The organism is Streptomyces sp. NPDC056628, from assembly GCF_042792555.1.
Lineage (GTDB): Bacteria > Actinomycetota > Actinomycetes > Streptomycetales > Streptomycetaceae > Streptomyces.
The window spans coordinates 94,932-113,273 of the sequence record NZ_JBHTWG010000022.1 but is presented as its reverse complement, the minus strand read 5'-3'; the positions used below and the strand labels follow the sequence as shown (position 1 = coordinate 113,273).

Here is an 18,342-nt window from a genome sequence, read left to right as displayed (position 1 = left end):
GGCGTTGATTTTTGGCACGCTGTTGAGTTCTCAAGGAACGGACGCTTCCTTTGTACTCACCCTCTCGGGCTTTCCTCCGGGCGCTTCCCTTCGGTGTTCCAAACTCTATCAGTGTTTTTCCGTCCCCCTGACCACCGTTCCGCAGACATGCAGAAGGGGATCCGAAGATAGAATCTGACAAGTTTGGATGCTGCCGGGCCACGACGCGCACCGGCGTCGCTTACCCCCAAGCAGGAGTACGACTGTACACGCGGCCGACGAGCGGGGGCAAATCGGTTTGCTGTATGGTCTAGACCACTCTGAAGTGCTCACGCGTAATCGGCACTTCATGTGACATACCCTGCTCAACAGTGCGCCGTCCCGCACAGGCAGAGACGGCCCTATCGATCTCCACCCCTGGGAGGCTTCCCATGACCACCGTGACGTCCCCGCTCGCCGGACGCGCCGTCGGACTGGCGTCCGTACCGGATCCGGTCTTCTCCGGAGCCATGGTCGGCCCGGGTACCGCGATCGACCCCGTCCGTGAGCCCTCCGAGGCCGTGTCTCCGGTGGACGGAGTCGTCGTCTCCCTTCATCCGCACGCTTTCGTCGTCGTCGACGACCAGGGGCACGGCGTTCTCACCCACCTCGGCATCGACACCGTGCAGCTGAACGGTGATGGTTTCGAGCTGCTGGTGAGCAAGGGCGACACCGTGATGCGTGGCCAGGCCGTCGTCCGCTGGGACCCCTCCGCGGTCGAGGCGGCAGGCAAGTCCCCGGTGTGCCCGGTCGTGGCGCTGGAGGCCACGGCCGAGGCGCTGTCCGAGCTCCGTGAGAGCGGCGAAGTGAAGGCCGGCGACAGTCTCTTCGTCTGGAAGTGACTTCATCGCCGTCATACGGCGGCGCACAGGTAGCGATCACAACCACCGCGGCGGCGGGGCCCGCCGCGTCAACGGAGACGGGTGAGATGGAGACAACGCTTCGAGGCGTCGGCGTGAGCCACGGTGTGGCGATCGGCGAAGTACGGCACATGGGAACGGCGGTCCTGGAACCGCCGGCCAAGCAGATCCCGGCGGAGGACGCGGAGCGTGAACAGGGGCGCGCTCGCCAAGCCGTGGAGGCGGTGGCCGCCGATCTGATGGCACGCGGCAACCTGGCGGGCGGCGAGGCCCAGGCGGTGCTCGAGGCGCAGGCCATGATGGCCCAGGACCCCGAGCTGATGGCCGACGTGGACCGTCGTATCGCCGTCGGCAGCACGGCTGAGCGTGCCGTGTACGACGCGTTCGCCTCGTACCGCGAGTTGCTGGCCGGTGCCGGTGAGTACCTGGCTGGGCGTGTGGCGGACCTCGACGACGTGCGGAACCGTATCGTCGCGCGGCTGCTGGGTGTCCCGATGCCGGGCGTCCCGGACAGTGACGAGCCGTATGTGCTGGTGGCCCGTGATCTCGCTCCGGCCGACACGGCGCTGCTGGACCCGACGCTCGTCCTCGGGTTCGTGACCGAGGAGGGCGGGCCGACCAGCCACAGCGCGATCCTGGCGCGGGCGCTCGGTGTGCCCGCCGTGGTCGCGCTCCCCGGCGCCGGTGAGCTGGCCGAAGGCACGGTCGTCGCGGTGGACGGCAGCACCGGCGACGTCTTCGTGGACCCGAGCGCGCAGAAGCGGGCCGAGCTGGAGGCCGCGGCCGCCGAGCGCAAGGCCGCGCTGGCGGCTTCGACCGGGCCGGGCGCCACCGCGGACGGGCACAAGGTGCCGCTGCTGGCCAACGTCGGCGGACCGTCCGACGTGCCGGCGGCCGTGGAGGCCGGCGCGGAGGGTGTGGGCCTGTTCCGCACCGAGTTCCTCTTCCTCGACGACAGCAAGCAGGCGCCGTCCGAGGAGAAGCAGATCGCGGCTTACCGCCAGGTGCTGGAGGCCTTCCCCGAGGGACGGGTCGTCGTACGTGTCCTGGACGCGGGCGCGGACAAGCCGCTGGACTTCCTGACGCCGGCCGACGAGCCCAACCCCGCGCTGGGTGTGCGTGGGCTGCGGGCACTGCTGGACCACCCGGACGTGCTGCGGACGCAGCTGAAGGCACTGGCCAAGGCTGCCGAGGGCCTGCCGGTGTACCTCGAGGTCATGGCCCCCATGGTTGCCGACCGCGCCGACGCCAAGGCGTTCGCGGACGCGTGCCGTGAGGCGGGGCTGCGGGCCAAGTTCGGCGCGATGGTCGAGATCCCGTCGGCCGCACTGCGGGCCCGGTCCATCCTGCAGGAGGTCGAGTTCCTGTCGCTCGGGACGAACGACCTCGCGCAGTACACGTTCGCCGCGGACCGTCAGGTGGGTGCGCTGTCCCGCTTCCAGGACTCGTGGCAGCCCGCGCTGCTCGACCTGGTCGCGCTGTCCGCCGAGGCGGCGAAGGCCGAGGGCAAGAGCTGTGGTGTGTGCGGTGAGGCGGGGTCGGACCCGCTGCTGGCGTGTGTGCTGACCGGCCTGGGCGTCACCTCCCTGTCGATGGGGTCGGCGTCGATCCCGTACGTCCGGGCGACGCTGGCGAAGTACACGCTGGCCCAGTGCGAGCGTGCGGCGGCGGCGGCGCGTGCGGCGGACACCGCCGACGAGGCGCGGAACGCCGCTCAGGCTGTGCTGTCGGGCGAGTAGCCGGCCGCGTTCGGCAGTGTGCCGGGGCGCTCCACCTGCGGGTGGGGCGCCCCTTTCGCGTCAGTGCCGGTGTGCCGGTGGTGCCCCGCCGTCGCCGAGGTCGGGGGGCGCGCAGTAGTCGACGCCGGATTCCGGGGAGATGAGGTCTCCGGATTCCACGTCGGTGCAGTAGGCGTCGAAGACTTCGCCGGCGGTGAGAGGGACGAGGCCGTCGCCCTGGTCGGCGCGCAGGCGCCAGCCGTAGACGCGGTCGGTGGTGCCTGGGGCGCTGGTGCGCATGACGAGCCCGCCGGGGCTGCGGGTGGCGAGACCGAGGGCGAGGACGGTGGTGAACTCCAGCAGTTCGGCCTCGTCCAGGTGATGGGTGCCGTCGGGTTGCTGGTCGGCGTGGAGGACGGCGAGGAGGGGCTCCGGGGTGCCCGTCACGCTGCACACTAGGTGGCCGTCTCCGGGTGGCGCGGTGTCGAGGATGCGGGTGACGAGGTGGGAGGCGCGGGTGAAGGTCGCGCGGCCGATGTCCTCGCCGCAGGTGACGCACGGACCTAGGCGCGCCAGGAGCGTCGCGGCGTACTCCCAGGTGGCCTGTCGGACGGCCTCGTCGACGAGGACCGGGACCAGCTCCGTGAGGGGGCGGCCGTCGTAGGGGACGGTGGGGCCCGTCGTCGCGAGTTCGGCGGTGAAGCGGGTGCGGCTGGCCGGGGTGTCGGGTTCGAGGCCGGTGCCGGCGCAGAAGGCGGCGTAGTCCTCCGGGTCGAAGAGGGCGATCGCGGTGTGGCTGCCCTGGGCCGCGCGGGTCCGCAGGAGGGCTTCGACCTGTTCGAGGTAGGTCGTGTGGTCGTCGAAGGTGAAGCTGCGGTACCGGCGCATGGCCCCGAAGTCGTGTTCGTCGGTGAGCAGGCCGATCGTGCCGGCGATCTCGCGGCGCAGGACGTGGCGCATGGTGCGGCGGTCGGTGTCCGTCATCGTTCCCCCTGTGAGCAGTCGGCGCGGTCGAACGGCTGGGCCGTCGGTGCGCCGAAGCCGTCGATCAATGCTCACTCACAGTAACCAGCGCCACTGACAACGGGCCCGGGCCGGGCCCCGGACTCCCCCGGTGTGCGGCGAGTCCGGGGTCCCCGGGGCCTGGTCAGGCGCGCTTGCGGGCCAGGTCCTCGTAGAAGTGGAGGAGGTCGAGGTTGTCGATGGAGCCCGGGTTGACCGCCTTGTCGAGCGGGGTGCCCTGCAGGAGGCGCTTGACCGGGACCTCGATGCGCTTGCCGGTAAGGGTGTGGGGGACGCCGGGGACCTCGATGATCTCGTCCGGGATGTGGCGCGGCGAGAGCTGTTCGCGGATGGTCTGCTTGATGCGGCCGAGCAGGGTGTCGTCGAGGACGGCGCCGGGCGCCAGGTGGACGAAGAGGGGCATCCAGTAGCCGCCGTCGGGCTGCTCGATGCCGATGACCAGGGATTCCTTGATCTCGGGCAGGCGCTCCACCGCCTCGTAGATGTCGGCGGATCCCATACGGACGCCCTGGCGGTTGAGGGTCGAGTCGGAGCGGCCGTGGATGACGACGGAGCCGCGTGAGGTGACGGTGATCCAGTCGCCGTGGCGCCATACGCCGGGGTAGGTGTCGAAGTAGCTGTCGTGGTACCGGGTGCCGTCCGGGTCGTTCCAGAAGTGGACCGGCATGGACGGCATGGGGTTGGTGACGACGAGCTCGCCGACCTCGTCGACGAGGGGGTTGCCGCTGGGGTCCCAGGACTGCAGGTCGGTGCCGAGGCCGGGCGCCTGGAGCTCGCCGATGTGGACGGGCAGGGTGGGGACGGCTCCGGCGAAGCAGGAGCACACGTCCGTGCCGCCGCTGACAGAGGCGATCCACAGGTCGTCGCGGACCTCGTCGTGGAGCCAGCGGAAGCCGTCGGGCGGCAGGGGGGAGCCGGTGGTGGCGACGCACTGGACCTTCGAGAGGTCGAAGTCCCGGGCCGGGTGGACGCCGGCCTTGCGGCAGGCCATGACGTAGGCGGCCGAGGTGCCGTAGAGGGTGGCTCCGGTGCGTTCGGCGATCCGCCACTGGGCGCCCGTGTCCGGGTAGCCGGGGCTGCCGTCGTAGAGGACGACCGTGGTGCCGGTGAGGAGGCCGGAGACGAGGAAGTTCCACATCATCCAGCCCGTCGAGGTGTACCAGAAGAACCGGTCGTCGGGGCCGAGGTCGCAGTGCAGGCCGAGTTGCTTGAGGTGCTCGACGAGGATGCCGCCCTGGGACTGGACGATCGCCTTGGGCAGGCCGGTGGTGCCGGACGAGTAGAGCACCCACAGGGGGTGGTCGAAGGGCACCTGCTCGAAGACGGGTTCCCGGTCGGCGGCGGTGAGGGCCGACCAGTCCAGGGCGCCCTCGGGTGCGTCCGTGCCGAGGAGCGGGATGTGCACCACCGCGCGCAGGGTGGGCAGTTCGCGGCGCAGTTCGGCGACGACGGCGCGGCGGTCGTGCTCCTTGCCGCCGTAGCGGTAGCCGTCGACGGTGAACAGGACGACCGGTTCGATCTGCTGGAAGCGGTCGAGGACGCTGCGGGCGCCGAAGTCGGGGGCGCAGGAGGTCCAGACACCGCCGACGGCGGCCGTGGCGAGGAGGGCGACGACGGCCTGCGGGATGTTCGGGAGGTAGCCGCTGACGCGGTCTCCGGGACGTACGCCGAGGGCGCGCAGTTCGGCGGCGAGGGAGCCGACCTGTCCGCGGAGCTCGGACCAGGTGACGGGGCGGGGTTCGTGGGTCTCGTCGACGTGCAGGAGGGCGGGTTCGTCGGCCCGGGTCGCGGCGGCGCGCAGGGCGTGTTCCGCGTAGTTCAGGGTCGCGCCGGGGAACCACTGGGCCCCGGGCATCGAGCGATCGCCCAGCACGCGCGTGCCGGGGCTCGTGAAGCGGACGTCGAACCACTCCGTGACGGCCTTCCAGAAGGTCTCCAGCTCCTCGACCGACCAGCGGTGCAGCGCTGCGTAGCCCCCCTCGGCCGGGGCGCCATGGTGCTCGGCGGCCCAGGCCTGGAACCTGGTGATCTGGGCGTCGGCGATGCGCTGCGGATCTGGCTGCCAGAGCGGCTGGAGGTTCTCGATCGTCATGGGGTGGCTCCCGGACTCTGCGCGTCGTGTGCGTCGGCCGCGCACGGCGGGGGTGTGCGCGTGACGCGGATGACACGGACGATGCCATGTGATCGACTTCGGCACCAGGGTGCGCCCCACATAGTCCGTGACGTGAAGATGTGGTCCAGGCACGAGTGAACGGCAGTTGAACGACCCCCCGCGCGTGGGGCCCTCAATGGCAGGCTGAGCAGTATGAACGGTCGTGACCTGGTGCGTTCGGTGAAGGCAATAGGCGCTGCGGGGACCGCCCATGCCGTGCGCACCATGAGGGCCGCGTGGCGTACGCGGCGTGCCGATGCCGCCGGGTTGCCGCCGAGAGGTCCCGAGCGCGCCCGGGTGCCGGGCACCGTGCAGGAGGTGCGGCCGGGTCCGGGGGGCGGGGTCATCCGGTTCAGCCGCTCCGAGCTGCGTGTGATCGTCGCGGTGAACGGGGCTGTCTTCTGGGGGTGGGACGGGGCTTCCCCGGAGCCGTCGTACGCGCTCGCGGCGTCTCCTGAGCCGGACGCCCGGGCGGTGCTGGAGCCGGACAAGGAGGGCGGCTGGCGGGTGGTGGCCGAGCGAGTGACGGTGGTGATCTCGCGGCACGGTGCCGTGGAGGTGCAGACGCCCGGTGGGGTGCTGGTGCGCCGGGATCAGCCGCCGCGGTGGTGGGAGCCGGCCGGGGGTGGGGTGGCGCGGTGGATGCAGCGGTCGGAGGTCGCCGCGGACGCCCGGTTCTTCGGGCTGGGTGGGCGGGCGTCCGGCCCTCGGCTCAGGGGTGGCACGTACCGGTTGTGGAACACGGACCCGGGCCGTCCGTTCGGGCCCGCCGACGATCCGCTGTACATCACGATGCCGGTGCAGGTGGTGGTGGCGGACGCCGCGACGCATCTGGTGTTCCACGACACGTCGTGGGACGGCACGGTGACGCTGCGCGAGGGCGAGGAGGGCGCCGGCTCCGGGCACGACCGGCCGGGCGCGAGTGAGCTGCGGATGCAGGGCGGGCCGGTGCGGTGCTGGGTGATGGTGGGCACTCCCGCGCGCGTGCTGCTCGTCTGGGCCTCGCTCACCGGTGCGCCCACGGCGCCCCCTTCGTGGGCTCTGGGGCACCATCACGCGCGGTGGGGCTTCGGCGGCGCGCGGGAGGTCCGCCGGATCGTCTCGGGCTACGTGGAGCGGGGCCTGCCGCTGGACGCGGTCCATCTGGACATCGACCACTACGACGCGCACCGGGTGTTCTCGGTCGACGGGGAGGCGTTCGGGAAGCTGCCGGAGCTCGCCGAGGACCTGCGCGGGGACGGTGTGCGCCTGGTGTCGATCGTGGGCCCGGCGGTCGGTGCGGAGCCCGGCCACGCCGTGTACGACGGCGGGAGCGCCGAGGACGTGTTCGTGCGGGACGCCGCGGGCCGTGTGGTGCGCGGGGTCGCCTGGCCGGGCGAGGTGGTGTTCCCGGACTTCACGCACGCGCGTGTGCGTCGATGGTGGGGCGCGCTGTACGAGGAGCGGCTCGGGCAGGGCTTCGCCGGGTTCTGGCACGACATGAACGAGCCGACCTCGTTCGCGGCCTTCGGGGAGTCGACGCTGCCCCGTTCGGCCCGGCACGTGCTGGAGGGCCGGGGCGGGGACCACCGGGAGGCGCACAACGTGTACGGCCTGAACATGGCCAGGGCCGGCTACGAGGGGTTGCGGGAGCTGTCTCCCGAGCAGCGGCCTTTCGTGTTTTCACGGTCGGGCTGGGCGGGGATGCAGCGCTACGGCGGAGCGTGGTCCGGGGACGTGGCCACGGGGTGGCCCGGGTTGCGCGCGTCGCTGTCGCTGGTCATGGGGCTCGGCCTGTGCGGGGTGCCCTTCTCGGGGCCGGATGTGGGCGGCTTCGACGGCTCCCCGTCTCCGGAGTTGTATCTGCGCTGGTTCCAGATGGCCGCCTATCTGCCGCTGTTCCGCACCCACGCGAGTCTGCGGGCGGGACGCCGGGAGCCGTGGGAGTTCGGCCCCCGGGTGCTGGAGCACGCGCGCGTGGCGCTCGTCGAGCGTCGCCGGCTGCTGCCGTACTTCGTGACGCTGGCGCATCTGGCCGGACGCACGGGCGCGCCCTATGTCCGTCCGCTGTGGTGGTCGGCGCCCGACGACCGGCGGCTGCGTGACGGTGAGGACGCGTTCCTGCTCGGTGACTGTCTGCTGGTCGCGCCGGTGCTGGAGCGGGGCGTCGAGCGGCGTGCGGTGCGGCTGCCGAGGGGACGCTGGTACGACACGGCGACGGAGCGGGCGTACGAGGGGCCCGGAGAGGTGTTCGTCGACGCGCCGCTGTCACGGATCCCGGTGCTGGCGCGTTCGGGCGCCGTCGTCCCCGTGCGGGGGGACGACGGCGGGTTGGAGCTGGAGGTGTGGGCGCCCGCCCCCGGGCGCACCGGGGGCGGGCTGGTGGTGCCGGACCCGGGCGACGGCTGGGAGGAGCCGGTGATCGAGCGCTACGTCACCCGATGGGAGGGCGAGAAGCTGGTCGTCGAGCTGGAGCACGAGGACGGCACGATCGCGTCGCCCCGTCCGGTGCGGGTGCGCGGGCTCGGCGGACGCCGGGCTCAGATGTAGCGGCCCTCGAAGAACGCCTGGACGGCCAGCGTGTGCAGGGGGAAGGCGAGCTCCTCCGGCCTGCGCAGGAGCTGCCATCCCTCGGTCTCGTCGGTCGCGGCGGAGGCCGGCAGGCGGTCGGCGGGGCGCTCGGGGAGCAGGCCGAAGAGCAGCAGATGCCCGTCGGGCGAGCTCATCGCGTCGACGAGCCGCACGTCGCGTGCGGCGGCGTCGAGGCCGGTCTCCTCCTTGAGTTCGCGGACGACGGCCTGGCGCCAGTCCTCCCGGTCGTCGATGTAGCCGCCGGGCAGGGCGACGCCTCCACGCGCGGGGGCGATGCTCCGGGTGATGACGACCAGGGCGGTTCCCTTGGTGTCGTACACGGGCTGGAGCGCGATGGCCACGGGCAGCGGGTTGCGGTAGGCCACGGTGCCGCATGCGGGGCAGGTGCGCGGCCAGCCGGAAACGCCCTCTCCGTAGGGCGCGCCGCAGCTCGAACAGTGGGAGTTCGCTGTGGAGTTGGGGTCGGAGTGCTGAGATTCGGACACGCGCGGACTGTATCCGATCACTTCAAGGGCGTCTTCCGGGGGCTCCTCCGAGCATCCGCGGGCGGGAAGTCAGGGGCGCGCGAGGGCCGGAGCAGTGCCCTCCGCCGGCGGCCCGGCGCCGAGTCCCCTGCCGTTCGGCGGCTGCCTCTGGCACACTTCTGACGTTCCGTCAGATACGGCTGCCGGGAGGGCTCATGCCACGTACGCGCACGCCCGTGGTCGCCGGGTGGTTCACCGGCGACGGGGACGCCTTCCGGCTGCTGGGCACGCGGTGTTCCGCCTGCTCGACGGTCTTCTTCCCCCGGGAGGACACCCACTGCCGCAACCCGTACTGCGCCGGCGGCCGGCTGGTGGAGGTGCCGCTCTCGTCGCACGGGCGCGTCTGGTCGTACACCGACAGCCGGTACCGACCCCCGTCACCCTATGTGACCGATCCGGAGCTTCCCTGGGTGCCGTGCACGTTGATCGCTGTGGAGCTGCCGGCCGAGCGTCTGGTGGTGCTGGGGCAGGCGGCTCCCGGGATCACCGTCGCCGATCTGGCGGTGGGCATGGAGGCTCGGGCCGTCGCCGGTGTGCTGCATGAGGACGCGGAGACGACCTGGACGACCTGGCAGTGGCGGCCGACGGGGGTGGGGGCATGACGCAGGACGTGGCGGTGCTCGGGGCGGGCATGCATCCGTGGGGCAAGTGGGGACGCGGCTTCGTCGAGTACGGCGTGAAGGCGGCTCGCGCGGCGCTCGCGGACGCGGGGCTGGAGTGGCGGGACGTCGGGTCGGTCGTCGGCGCGGACACCGTGCGTGGCGGCTACCCGGGGTACGTGGCCGGGGCGACGTTCGCGAAGGCGCTCGGCTGGCAGGGCGCCCGCGTCACGAGCGTCTACGCCGCCTGCGCCTCGGGGGCGCAGGCCATCGCCACCGCACGGGCGCAGATCCTCGCGGGCCTGGCGGACGTGGTGCTGGTGGTGGGGGCCGACGCGGCTCCCAAGGGGTTCTTCCGGCCGGCGGGCGGGGATCGTCCGGACGACCCGGACTGGCTGCGCTTCCGTGTCCTCGGGGCGTCGAATCCGACGTACTTCGGGCTGTACGCACGACGGCGGATGACGGTGCACGGGGACACGCTCGAGGACTTCGCGCAGGTCAAGGTGAAGAACGCCGCCCTGGGCGCCCGGAACCCCTACGCCCGCTACCGCAAGGCGGTCACCGCCGAAGAGGTCGCCGCGTCGTCCGTGGTCGCCGATCCGCTGCGGTTGCTCGACATCTGCGCGACCTCCGACGGCGGGGCCGCGCTCGTGCTGGCGGGCATGGACTTCGCCCGTCGGCACGGCGCCGGGAACGCCGTGCGGATCCGGGCGGTGTCCACGGTGACGCCGCGCTTTCCGAACACCGTCCTGGACCTGCCCGACATCGCGACGGACTCCGCCGTCGCGGTGCGGCCCGGCCCCGAGACCTTCCGGGAGTCGATCGCGCGGGCGTCGTACGAGGAGGCTGGTGTGGGTCCTGAGGACCTGTCCCTGGCGGAGGTCTACGACTTGTCCACCGCTCTGGAATTGCAGTGGTACGAGGATCTGGGTCTGTGCGGTGCCGGCGAGGCCGTGAAGCTGCTGCGGGAGGGGGCGACCGCACCGGGCGGGCGCATACCGGTGAACACGAGCGGGGGACTGGCCTCCTTCGGTGAGGCGGTTCCGGCACAAGCGATCGCTCAGGTGTGCGAGCTGACCTGGCAGTTACGCGGAGTGGCCGGCGACCGGCAGGTCCCTGGCGCCCGTGTGGGCATGGCCGCGAACCAGGGGCTGTTCGGGCACGGATCCGCCGTGGTCGCCGCACGGTGAGGGGCTGAGGCGGCCGGGGCCGCTCCCACCAGCGGCCGGCACGAGATGTGGGGCGGCGCGAGGGCCAAGGTCAGCGGTGCGGGCGGGCGGTGGCGGAGCCGGGCAGAGGGTGAGATTCTGCAGCTACGAGGTCGGCGGAGGCCATCCGCTCGCCCTCACGCGAGCCATGGTCAGTGGCCACTGCCCGGCTCGGCAGAAGCTGGCGTGCCTGTCGGTCCGTGCAGGGCCCCGTCGTTCAGTCCCGCATCCGAGCGGGCGTGCCATGGGCCGGGGCGGTGACGGTCCGTGAGCCGTCGGCACGTCCTCCAACCGTCGGCATCCGCGACCTTGACGCCTCTCGGACGCCGGTGAACACTTCCCGGTGTCAGCCGACATCGCCTCATATTCGTCGGCGTATCCACGCAGAGCGCCGCGCGGTTGCGCCCGCATCAAGGCCCCGCTCCTCCGGCGAATCGGTCGCGACGTCACGCTCGTCGGACGCCGGGCGGGGCGCGGGACACGCCCCCTCGGATGAAGTCGCCAAGGGAACGCACCCCGCACGGAGAAGCCGGGGCCGATCGTCCCGGCCAGGCCTAGGAGCCGCCATGAACAATGGAGACATCTTCGTCGGTGAGGTCATAGGCACCGCGATTCTGATCCTGTTCGGCGCCGGTGTGGTCGCCGGCGTCGTCCTGAACTACTCGAAGGCGAAAGACGGCGGCTGGATCGTCATCGCGTTCGGATGGGGTTTCGGCGTCATGGCGGGCGCTTACACCGCCGCGCCGCTGTCCGGGGGGCATCTCAATCCGGCCGTGACACTGGGGATCGCCATCGACACGGGTGTCTGGGACAAGGTCCCCCTGTACATCGCCGGCCAGATGGTGGGCGCGATGCTGGGGGCGGTCCTGTGCTGGCTGGTCTACTTCGCGCAGTTCCGGGCCAATGCCGACAAGGACATCGCACAGCCGACGCTGGGAATCTTCTCCACGGTGCCGGCGATCCGGCATCCCGTGGCGAACCTCATGACAGAGATCATCGCGACGACGGGGCTGGTGCTGCCGCTCCTGGCGTTCGGGCTGACGAAGGGACTCGTCCTGTCCGGGACCGGGATCCTGATGGTGTCGTTCCTGGTGGTCGGCATCGGTCTGTCCCTCGGCGGTCCCACGGGATACGCGATCAACCCGGCCCGTGACCTGGGCCCTCGCATCGTCCACTCCCTGCTGCCGATCCCCAACAAGGGGACATCGGACTGGGGCTACGCGTGGATCCCGGTGGTCGGACCGCTGATCGGCGGGGCGCTGGCGGGGCTCATCTTCAACGCAGCTTTCTGACGGACACGACGAAGGGGACGTCATGACGGACAAGTTCGTCGCCGCTATCGATCAGGGCACGACCTCCAGCCGCTGCATCGTCTTCAACCAGGACGGCGCCATCGTCGCCGTCGACCAGCGCGAACACCGGCAGATCTTCCCCAAGCCCGGCTGGGTGGAGCACGACGCGACCGAGATCTGGTCCAAGGTGCAGGCAGTCGTCGCCGGTGCGATCGCCAAGGCGGGGCTGAAGGCCGACCAGGTCAGCGCCCTCGGCATCACCAACCAGCGCGAGACGACCGTCCTGTGGGATCGCGCGACGGGCAAGCCGGTGCACAACGCCATCGTGTGGCAGGACACGCGCACGGCCACGCTGTGCAACCAGCTGGGCGGCGCGGAGGGGCAGGACCGCTTCCGTGAGCAGACCGGACTGCCGCTGGCCAGCTACTTCTCCGGGCCCAAGGCGGCCTGGCTGCTGGACAACGTGCCCGGTCTGCGGGACCGGGCCGAGCGCGGGGAGATCGCCTTCGGCACGATCGACTCGTGGTTGATCTGGAACCTCACCGGCGGCACCGACGGCGGGAAGCACGTCACCGACGTGACGAACGCCGGGCGCACCATGCTGATGAACCTGCAGACCCTCGAGTGGGATCCGTCGATCCTGTCGGCCATGAACGTGCCCGAGGCGGTGTTGCCGGAGATCAAGTCGTCCGCCGAGGTGTACGGCACCGCAGTCGGGCAGCTCGCCGGAGTGCCGGTCGCCTCGGCGCTCGGCGACCAGCAGGCCGCCGTGTTCGGGCAGGCCTGCTACGACGTGGGCAGCGCGAAGAACACCTACGGCACCGGCAGCTTCCTGCTGCTCAACACCGGCAACCGTCCGGTCCCGTCGAAGAGCGGGCTACTGACGACGATGGGGTACAAGATCGGCAGCGAGGCGCCGGTGTACTGCCTGGAGGGCGCGATCGCCATCACGGGCGCGCTCGTCCAGTGGTTCCGCGACCAGCTCGGCATCATCCGGACCGCCGACGACATCGAGCCGCTGGCGGCGAGCGTCGAGGACAACGGCGGCGCCTACATCGTGCCCGCCTTCTCCGGCCTCTTCGCGCCGTACTGGCGTTCGGACGCGCGCGGTGTCATCACCGGCCTGACCCGGTACGTCACCAAGGCTCATCTCGCCCGTGCCGTCCTGGAGGCGACGAGTTGGCAGACGCGCGAGGTCGTGGACGCCATGCTCCAGGACTCCGGGGTGCACATCACCAGCCTGAAGGTCGACGGCGGCATGACCAAGAACAACCTGCTCATGCAGCACCAGGCCGATGTGCTGGACGCGCCGGTGATCCGGCCGAAGATCTCCGAGACGACCTGCCTGGGTGCCGCGTACGCGGCGGGGCTGGCGACCGGCGTGTGGAACGACCTGGACGAGCTCAAGGCGCACTGGGCGAAGGACACCGAGTGGACGCCGTCCATGCCGGCAAAGGAACGGGACCGCGAGTACCACAACTGGCGCAAGGCGGTGGAGAAAAGCTTCGGCTGGGTGGAGGACGGCGAGAGCTGAGGCAGTCCGCCCCCGGCACCGGGCCCGCCCCGCGGGGGTGCCGGTCCCGGTGTAGGGATTTCGGAGCGGGGCACACGCGTGTAGGGGCCACGTGAACCCACAGGCGCGTGAACCCATGGGACACGGCCCGTACCCCGGTCGGCGGGGGTACGGGTCGTGGCTTTCGCCGGATCGCGGCGGTGTCAGGTGGTCACGGAGGGGCGGCGCTCCGCCCGGAACGCCATGGCGTGCCGAACGACGCCGATCAGGACGTCCTTGACCGACTCGCGCTCTCGGGCGTCGCACAGGAGCAGCGGTACGTCCGGGTCGAGGTCCAGGGCCTGCCGTACGGTGTCCGCGGGGTAACGGGCGGCTCCCTCGAAGCAGTTGACGCCGACGACGAAGGGGAGGCCGCGCCGCTCGAAGTAGTCGATCGCCGCGAAGCAGTCCTGGAGGCGGCGGGTGTCGGCCAGGACGACGGCTCCGAGCGCCCCCTCGGACAACTCGTCCCACATGAACCAGAACCGCTCCTGCCCGGGCGTGCCGAAGAGGTACAGCACCAGGTCCTCGCGCAGCGTGATGCGGCCGAAGTCCATGGCCACGGTGGTGGTGCGCTTGCCCTCGACTCCGCTCGTGTCGTCGACCGGCCGTCCGGCCTCGGTGAGCAGTTCCTCGGTGCGCAGCGGCCGGATCTCGCTGACCGCGCCGACGAGCGTGGTCTTGCCCACGCCGAAGCCGCCGGCCACGAGGATCTTGAGCGTGACGGGCTCGACCGGAGGCTTCCCGCGCTCAGAACGCCCGAAGATCATCGATCTCTTCTCCTGCTTGATGGGGGTCGCGCGGCGGTGGGCCGTAGCCCCCGCCGCCGGGGGTTTCGATGACGAGTACGTCACCGGGGCCGACGTCGGCCGAGTCGCTTCCGGCCAGCGTGGTCACCGTGCCGTCCGCGCGTTCGACGCGGTTGGTGCCCAGGGCGCCGGGTGCGCCGCCCGCCATGCCGTACGGCGGCACCCTGCGGTGCTGGGACAGTGTGGACACGGTCATGGGTTCGAGGAAGCGGATGCGGCGCACCGCGCCGTCACCGCCGCGCCACCGTCCGGAGCCGCCGCTGCCGGGCCGGACCGCGAACTCGTCGAGCCGTACGGGGAGCCGCCACTCCAGCACCTCGGGGTCGGTGAGACGTGAGTTGGTCATGTGGGTCTGGACGACGGGGGCGCCGGGGAAGCCGTCTCCCGCTCCGGAACCGGAGGCGACGGTCTCGTAGTACTGGTGGCGCGCGTTGCCGAAGGTGACGTTGTTCATGGTCCCGGAGCCCTCCGCCTGGACGCCGAGAGCGGCGTAGAGGGCACCGGTGATCGCCTGGGACGTCTCGACGTTGCCCGCGACGACGGCGGCCGGGGGCTCCGGGGCGAGCAGGGAACCGGGGGGCACGATGATGCGCAGGGGGCGCAGGCAGCCGTCGTTGAGAGGGATGTCGTCGGCGACCAGGGTGCGGAAGACGTAGAGGACCGCGGCGTTGACGACCGCGAAGGGGGCGTTGAAGTTGCTGGGCTGCTGGGGGGACGTGCCGGTGAAGTCGACGGTGGCGGTGCGCTGGGCCCGGTCGACGCGCACGCGTACGCGGATGACGGCGCCGGAGTCGGTCTCGTAGGCGTACGCGCCGTCGTCCAGGGCGTCGACGACGCGGCGGACGGCTTCCTCGGCGTTGTCCTGGACGTGCCGCATGTATGCCTGGACGACGTCGAGGCCGAAGTCGTCGATCATGCGGGCGACCTCGTCGGCGCCCTTCCGGTTGGCCGCGATCTGGGCCCGCAGGTCGGCGAGGTTGGTGGTGGGGTTGCGGGAGGGGTAAGGCGCCTCGGTGAGCAGGCGGAGGGTCGCCTGTTCGCGGAAGCGGCCGTTCTCGGCGAGGAGCCAGTTGTCGAAGAGGACGCCCTCCTCGTCGATGGTGCGGCTGTTCGCGGGCATGGAGCCCGGCGCGATGCCGCCGATCTCCGCGTGGTGGCCTCGTGAGGCGACGTAGAAGAGGATGCTCTGTTCACTCTCCGTCTCCGCCCTGGGGTCGGTGCCGAAGACCGGGGTGATCACGGTGACGTCGGGGAGGTGGGTGCCTCCGTGGTAGGGGTCGTTGACGGCGTAGGTGTCGCCCGGGCGCATCCGGTTGCCCCGTCGGCGGATGACCTCTTTGACGCTCGTGCCCATGGATCCCAGGTGGACGGGGATGTGCGGGGCGTTGGCCACCAGGTTCCCGTCCGGGTCGAAGAGCGCGCAGGAGAAGTCGAGGCGCTCCTTGATGTTGACGGACTGGGCCGTGGACTCGAGGCGGGCGCCCATCTGCTCCGCGATGGACATGAAGAGGTTGTTGAAGACCTCCAGCAGAACCGGGTCGGCTTTCGTGTCGAGTTCGGAACTCTCCGTGACCGTCACGCGTTCCATGACCAGATGCCCCTCGTCGGACGTCCCGGCTCGCCAGCCGTCGTCGACGACGGTCGTCGCACCCGACTCGGCGATGATCGCCGGGCCGGTGACGGATGCGCCGGGGGCCATTCGCTCCCGGCGGTGCAGGGGGACGTCGCGCCAGGTGCCGCCCGTGTGGAGGGCGACGGTGCCCGGGGCCTCCGGGCTGTCCTCGCGGGCGGTGCCGGGGGACGCGAGAGCGGAGAGATCGGGGGGTTCGGTGATGCCGGTGGCTTCGACGGAGAGGGCTTCGACGACGATCGGGCGGTCGAGCGTGAAGGAGTACGTGGCGCGATGACGTTCTTCGAAGGCTCGCCGCATGGCGTCGGGCTCGGTGAGTTCGACGGTGAGGGTGGTGTCGGTGCCGTCGTAGCGCAGTTGGGCGCGGCGGGTGACCCGGACGCGGTCCGCGGGGACGTCCTCGTCGAGGAGTTCGGTGCGGGCGGCCGCCTCGAGGTCGTCCGCGGTCTTCAGGACACCTCCCATCGACGCGGGCTCCAGAGGTGCCTCGACGGACTGCTCCCGCATCGCCGTGGTGTCGGCGAGGCCGATGCCGAGCGCGGACAGGACACCGGCCATGGGGGGCACCAGGACGGTGCGGATACCGAGGGAGTCCGCCACCTTGCACGCGTGCTGGCCGCCGGCGCCCCCGAAGGTGGTGAGGGCGTAGCGGGTGACGTCGTGCCCCTTCTGGACGGAGATCCGCTTCACGGCGTTGGCGATGTTGGCGACGGCGATCTGCAGGTACCCCTCGGCGACCTGTTCGGGGGTGCGGTCGTCGCCGGTGCGGTCACGGATCTCGGCCGCGAGCGCGGTGAAGCGTTCGCGGACGAGGCCGGCGTCGAGGGGCTGGTCGCCGTGGGGTCCGAACACCGCGGGGAAGTGGGCGGGCTGGACGCGGCCGAGCATGACGTTGGCGTCGGTGACCGTGAGCGGGCCGCCGCCCCGGTAGCAGGCGGGCCCCGGGTCCGCGCCCGCCGAGTCCGGCCCTACGCGGTAGCGCGACCCGTCGAAGTGCAGCACCGAGCCTCCGCCGGCCGCGACGGTGTGGATGTCCAGCATGGGGGCGCGCAGCCGGACCCCGGCGATCCGCGTGGTGAAGACGCGCTCGTAGTCGCCGGCGAAGTGGGACACGTCGGTGGAGGTGCCGCCCATGTCGAAGCCGATGACCCGGTCGTGGCCGGCGAGCTGGGACATCCGGGCCATGCCGACGATGCCGCCCGCGGGGCCGGAGAGGATGGCGTCCTTGCCGCGGAACTGCCCCGCTTCCGCGAGGCCCCCATTGGACTGCATGAACATCAGCCGTACACCGTCGAGTTCGTCGGCGACGTGCTGGACGTAGCGGCGCAGGACCGGCGACAGGTAGGCGTCGACGACGGCGGTGTCCCCGCGGGGCACGAGCTTCATCAGCGGGCTGACCTCGCTGGACAGCGAGATCTGCGGGAAGCCGATACGGGCGGCGACCCGGCCGACGGCCTGTTCGTGCCCAGGGTGCAGATGGCTGTGCAGGCAGACCACGGCGACGGCCCGGACGCCGTCGTCGTACGCCTCCTGGAGCGGGCCGGCGAGGGCCCGCAGGTCGGGGGCGCGCAGGACGGTCCCGTCGGCCGCGATGCGTTCGTCGACCTCGACCACCCGTTCGTACAGCAGCTCCGGGAGGTCGATGCGGCGGGCGAAGATGTGCGGGCGGTTCTGGTAGGCGATGCGCAGGGCGTCGCGGAAGCCGCGGGTGATCACCAGGAGCGTCCGCTCGCCCTTGCGTTCGAGGAGGGCGTTCGTGGCGACCGTGGTGCCCATGCGGACGGCTTCGACGCGGGCGGTGGAGTCGCCGAGCAGTTCGCGGACGCCCGCGACGGCCGCGTCCGGGTAGCGGGCGGGGTTCTCCGACAGCAGTTTGTGAGTCAGCAGCCGGCCGTCCGGGCGGCGCGCGACGACGTCCGTGAAGGTGCCACCCCGGTCGACCCAGAACTGCCAGGCTGTCACGTCACTACCCCGCTTCCGCGCCGCTCACAGCGCCCGCAGGCCGTCGATCACGTCGCGCAGAATACTCTCGTCGACCATCTCGGCCGGTGGGACGGGGCGGTTCACATGGACGAATTCCCCGTCCACGAGGTCGCCGACGAGGACCCGAACGACGCCGACGGGCAGGTCGAGCTCGGCGGAGAGTTCGGCGACGGACTGCGGGGCCTCACGGCACAGTCCGACGATCTCCACATGTTCCGGGGACAGCGTCGAGTCGGCTTCCGGATCACCCGCGTGCGGTTCGGTGACGACCACCGCGATCAGGTCGAGGCGGTGCTGGGCCGCACTCGTGGTGCGGCCGCGTGTCATCGCGTAGGGACGGACGACCGGTCCGGCCTCGTCGTCGAACCAGTGGCTTCTTCCCTGACCGTCAGCGCTCATGCCT

At 71.5% G+C, this 18,342-nt stretch carries 13 protein-coding genes; 7 read left to right on the top strand and 6 right to left on the bottom strand.

What is annotated here, in order from left to right; translation table 11 throughout:
* The first annotated feature begins 410 nt into the window (after positions 1-410).
* Positions 411-860, top strand: a complete 450-nt coding sequence (locus tag ACFRAC_RS24520; protein WP_382927433.1) for a PTS glucose transporter subunit IIA — start codon at positions 411-413, stop codon at positions 858-860.
* A gap of 86 nt (positions 861-946) precedes the next feature.
* Complete coding sequence (ptsP, locus tag ACFRAC_RS24515) at positions 947-2,617, top strand: phosphoenolpyruvate--protein phosphotransferase (RefSeq protein ID WP_382927430.1); 1,671 nt, start codon at positions 947-949, stop codon at positions 2,615-2,617.
* A gap of 60 nt (positions 2,618-2,677) precedes the next feature.
* Here the strand turns inward: ptsP and ACFRAC_RS24510 are convergent, their stop codons facing one another.
* Together ACFRAC_RS24510 and ACFRAC_RS24505 are read right to left on the bottom strand one after the other, a co-directional pair.
* On the bottom strand, positions 2,678-3,580 hold the full coding sequence (locus ACFRAC_RS24510) for a hypothetical protein (RefSeq protein ID WP_382927427.1): 903 nt from the start codon (positions 3,578-3,580) through the stop codon (positions 2,678-2,680).
* Between the two features lie 163 nt (positions 3,581-3,743).
* Positions 3,744-5,711, bottom strand: coding sequence for an acetoacetate--CoA ligase (locus ACFRAC_RS24505; protein ID WP_382927424.1), 1,968 nt, complete (start codon positions 5,709-5,711; stop codon positions 3,744-3,746).
* A 213-nt stretch (positions 5,712-5,924) separates the two neighbouring features.
* On the opposite strand from ACFRAC_RS24505, the gene ACFRAC_RS24500 reads away from it, so the two are divergent.
* Entirely contained in the window at positions 5,925-8,300 is a 2,376-nt protein-coding gene (locus ACFRAC_RS24500) for a TIM-barrel domain-containing protein (RefSeq protein WP_382927422.1), read from the top strand.
* On the opposite strand, the gene ACFRAC_RS24495 is transcribed toward ACFRAC_RS24500, so the two are convergent.
* Entirely contained in the window at positions 8,291-8,827 is a 537-nt protein-coding gene (locus tag ACFRAC_RS24495; protein ID WP_382927420.1) for an NUDIX domain-containing protein, read from the bottom strand. The two genes, ACFRAC_RS24500 and ACFRAC_RS24495, sit on opposite strands and share 10 nt — an antisense overlap.
* Positions 8,828-9,042: 215 nt before the next feature.
* On the opposite strand from ACFRAC_RS24495, the gene ACFRAC_RS24490 reads away from it, so the two are divergent.
* The 4 genes from ACFRAC_RS24490 (at position 9,043) to glpK (ending at position 13,499) form a co-directional block, all read left to right on the top strand.
* Entirely contained in the window at positions 9,043-9,468 is a 426-nt protein-coding gene (locus ACFRAC_RS24490; protein WP_382927447.1) for a Zn-ribbon domain-containing OB-fold protein, read from the top strand.
* Positions 9,465-10,655 (top strand): lipid-transfer protein, encoded by a 1,191-nt coding sequence (locus ACFRAC_RS24485; protein WP_382927416.1) that lies wholly within the window; start codon positions 9,465-9,467, stop codon positions 10,653-10,655. The genes ACFRAC_RS24490 and ACFRAC_RS24485 overlap by 4 nt, the downstream gene beginning before the upstream one ends.
* A gap of 584 nt (positions 10,656-11,239) precedes the next feature.
* Positions 11,240-11,965 carry an MIP/aquaporin family protein gene (locus ACFRAC_RS24480; protein ID WP_382927413.1) on the top strand — a complete coding sequence of 242 codons (726 nt, stop codon included), beginning with the start codon at positions 11,240-11,242 and terminating at the stop codon, positions 11,963-11,965.
* Between the two features lie 22 nt (positions 11,966-11,987).
* The gene (gene glpK / locus ACFRAC_RS24475) at positions 11,988-13,499 is read left to right on the top strand and encodes a glycerol kinase GlpK (protein WP_382927411.1); all 1,512 of its coding nucleotides are present in this window, start codon (positions 11,988-11,990) and stop codon (positions 13,497-13,499) included.
* A gap of 182 nt (positions 13,500-13,681) precedes the next feature.
* Here the strand turns inward: glpK and ACFRAC_RS24470 are convergent, their stop codons facing one another.
* The 3 genes from ACFRAC_RS24470 to ACFRAC_RS24460 are packed head-to-tail and all read right to left on the bottom strand — an operon-like array spanning position 13,682 to position 18,338.
* Positions 13,682-14,287 carry an ATP/GTP-binding protein gene (locus ACFRAC_RS24470; protein ID WP_382927409.1) on the bottom strand — a complete coding sequence of 202 codons (606 nt, stop codon included), beginning with the start codon at positions 14,285-14,287 and terminating at the stop codon, positions 13,682-13,684.
* Entirely contained in the window at positions 14,268-17,918 is a 3,651-nt protein-coding gene (locus ACFRAC_RS24465) for a hydantoinase B/oxoprolinase family protein (RefSeq protein ID WP_382927407.1), read from the bottom strand. The genes ACFRAC_RS24470 and ACFRAC_RS24465 overlap by 20 nt, the downstream gene beginning before the upstream one ends.
* Positions 17,919-17,942: 24 nt before the next feature.
* Positions 17,943-18,338, bottom strand: coding sequence for a DUF742 domain-containing protein (locus tag ACFRAC_RS24460; RefSeq protein WP_382927404.1), 396 nt, complete (start codon positions 18,336-18,338; stop codon positions 17,943-17,945).
* Positions 18,339-18,342 lie beyond the last annotated feature (4 nt).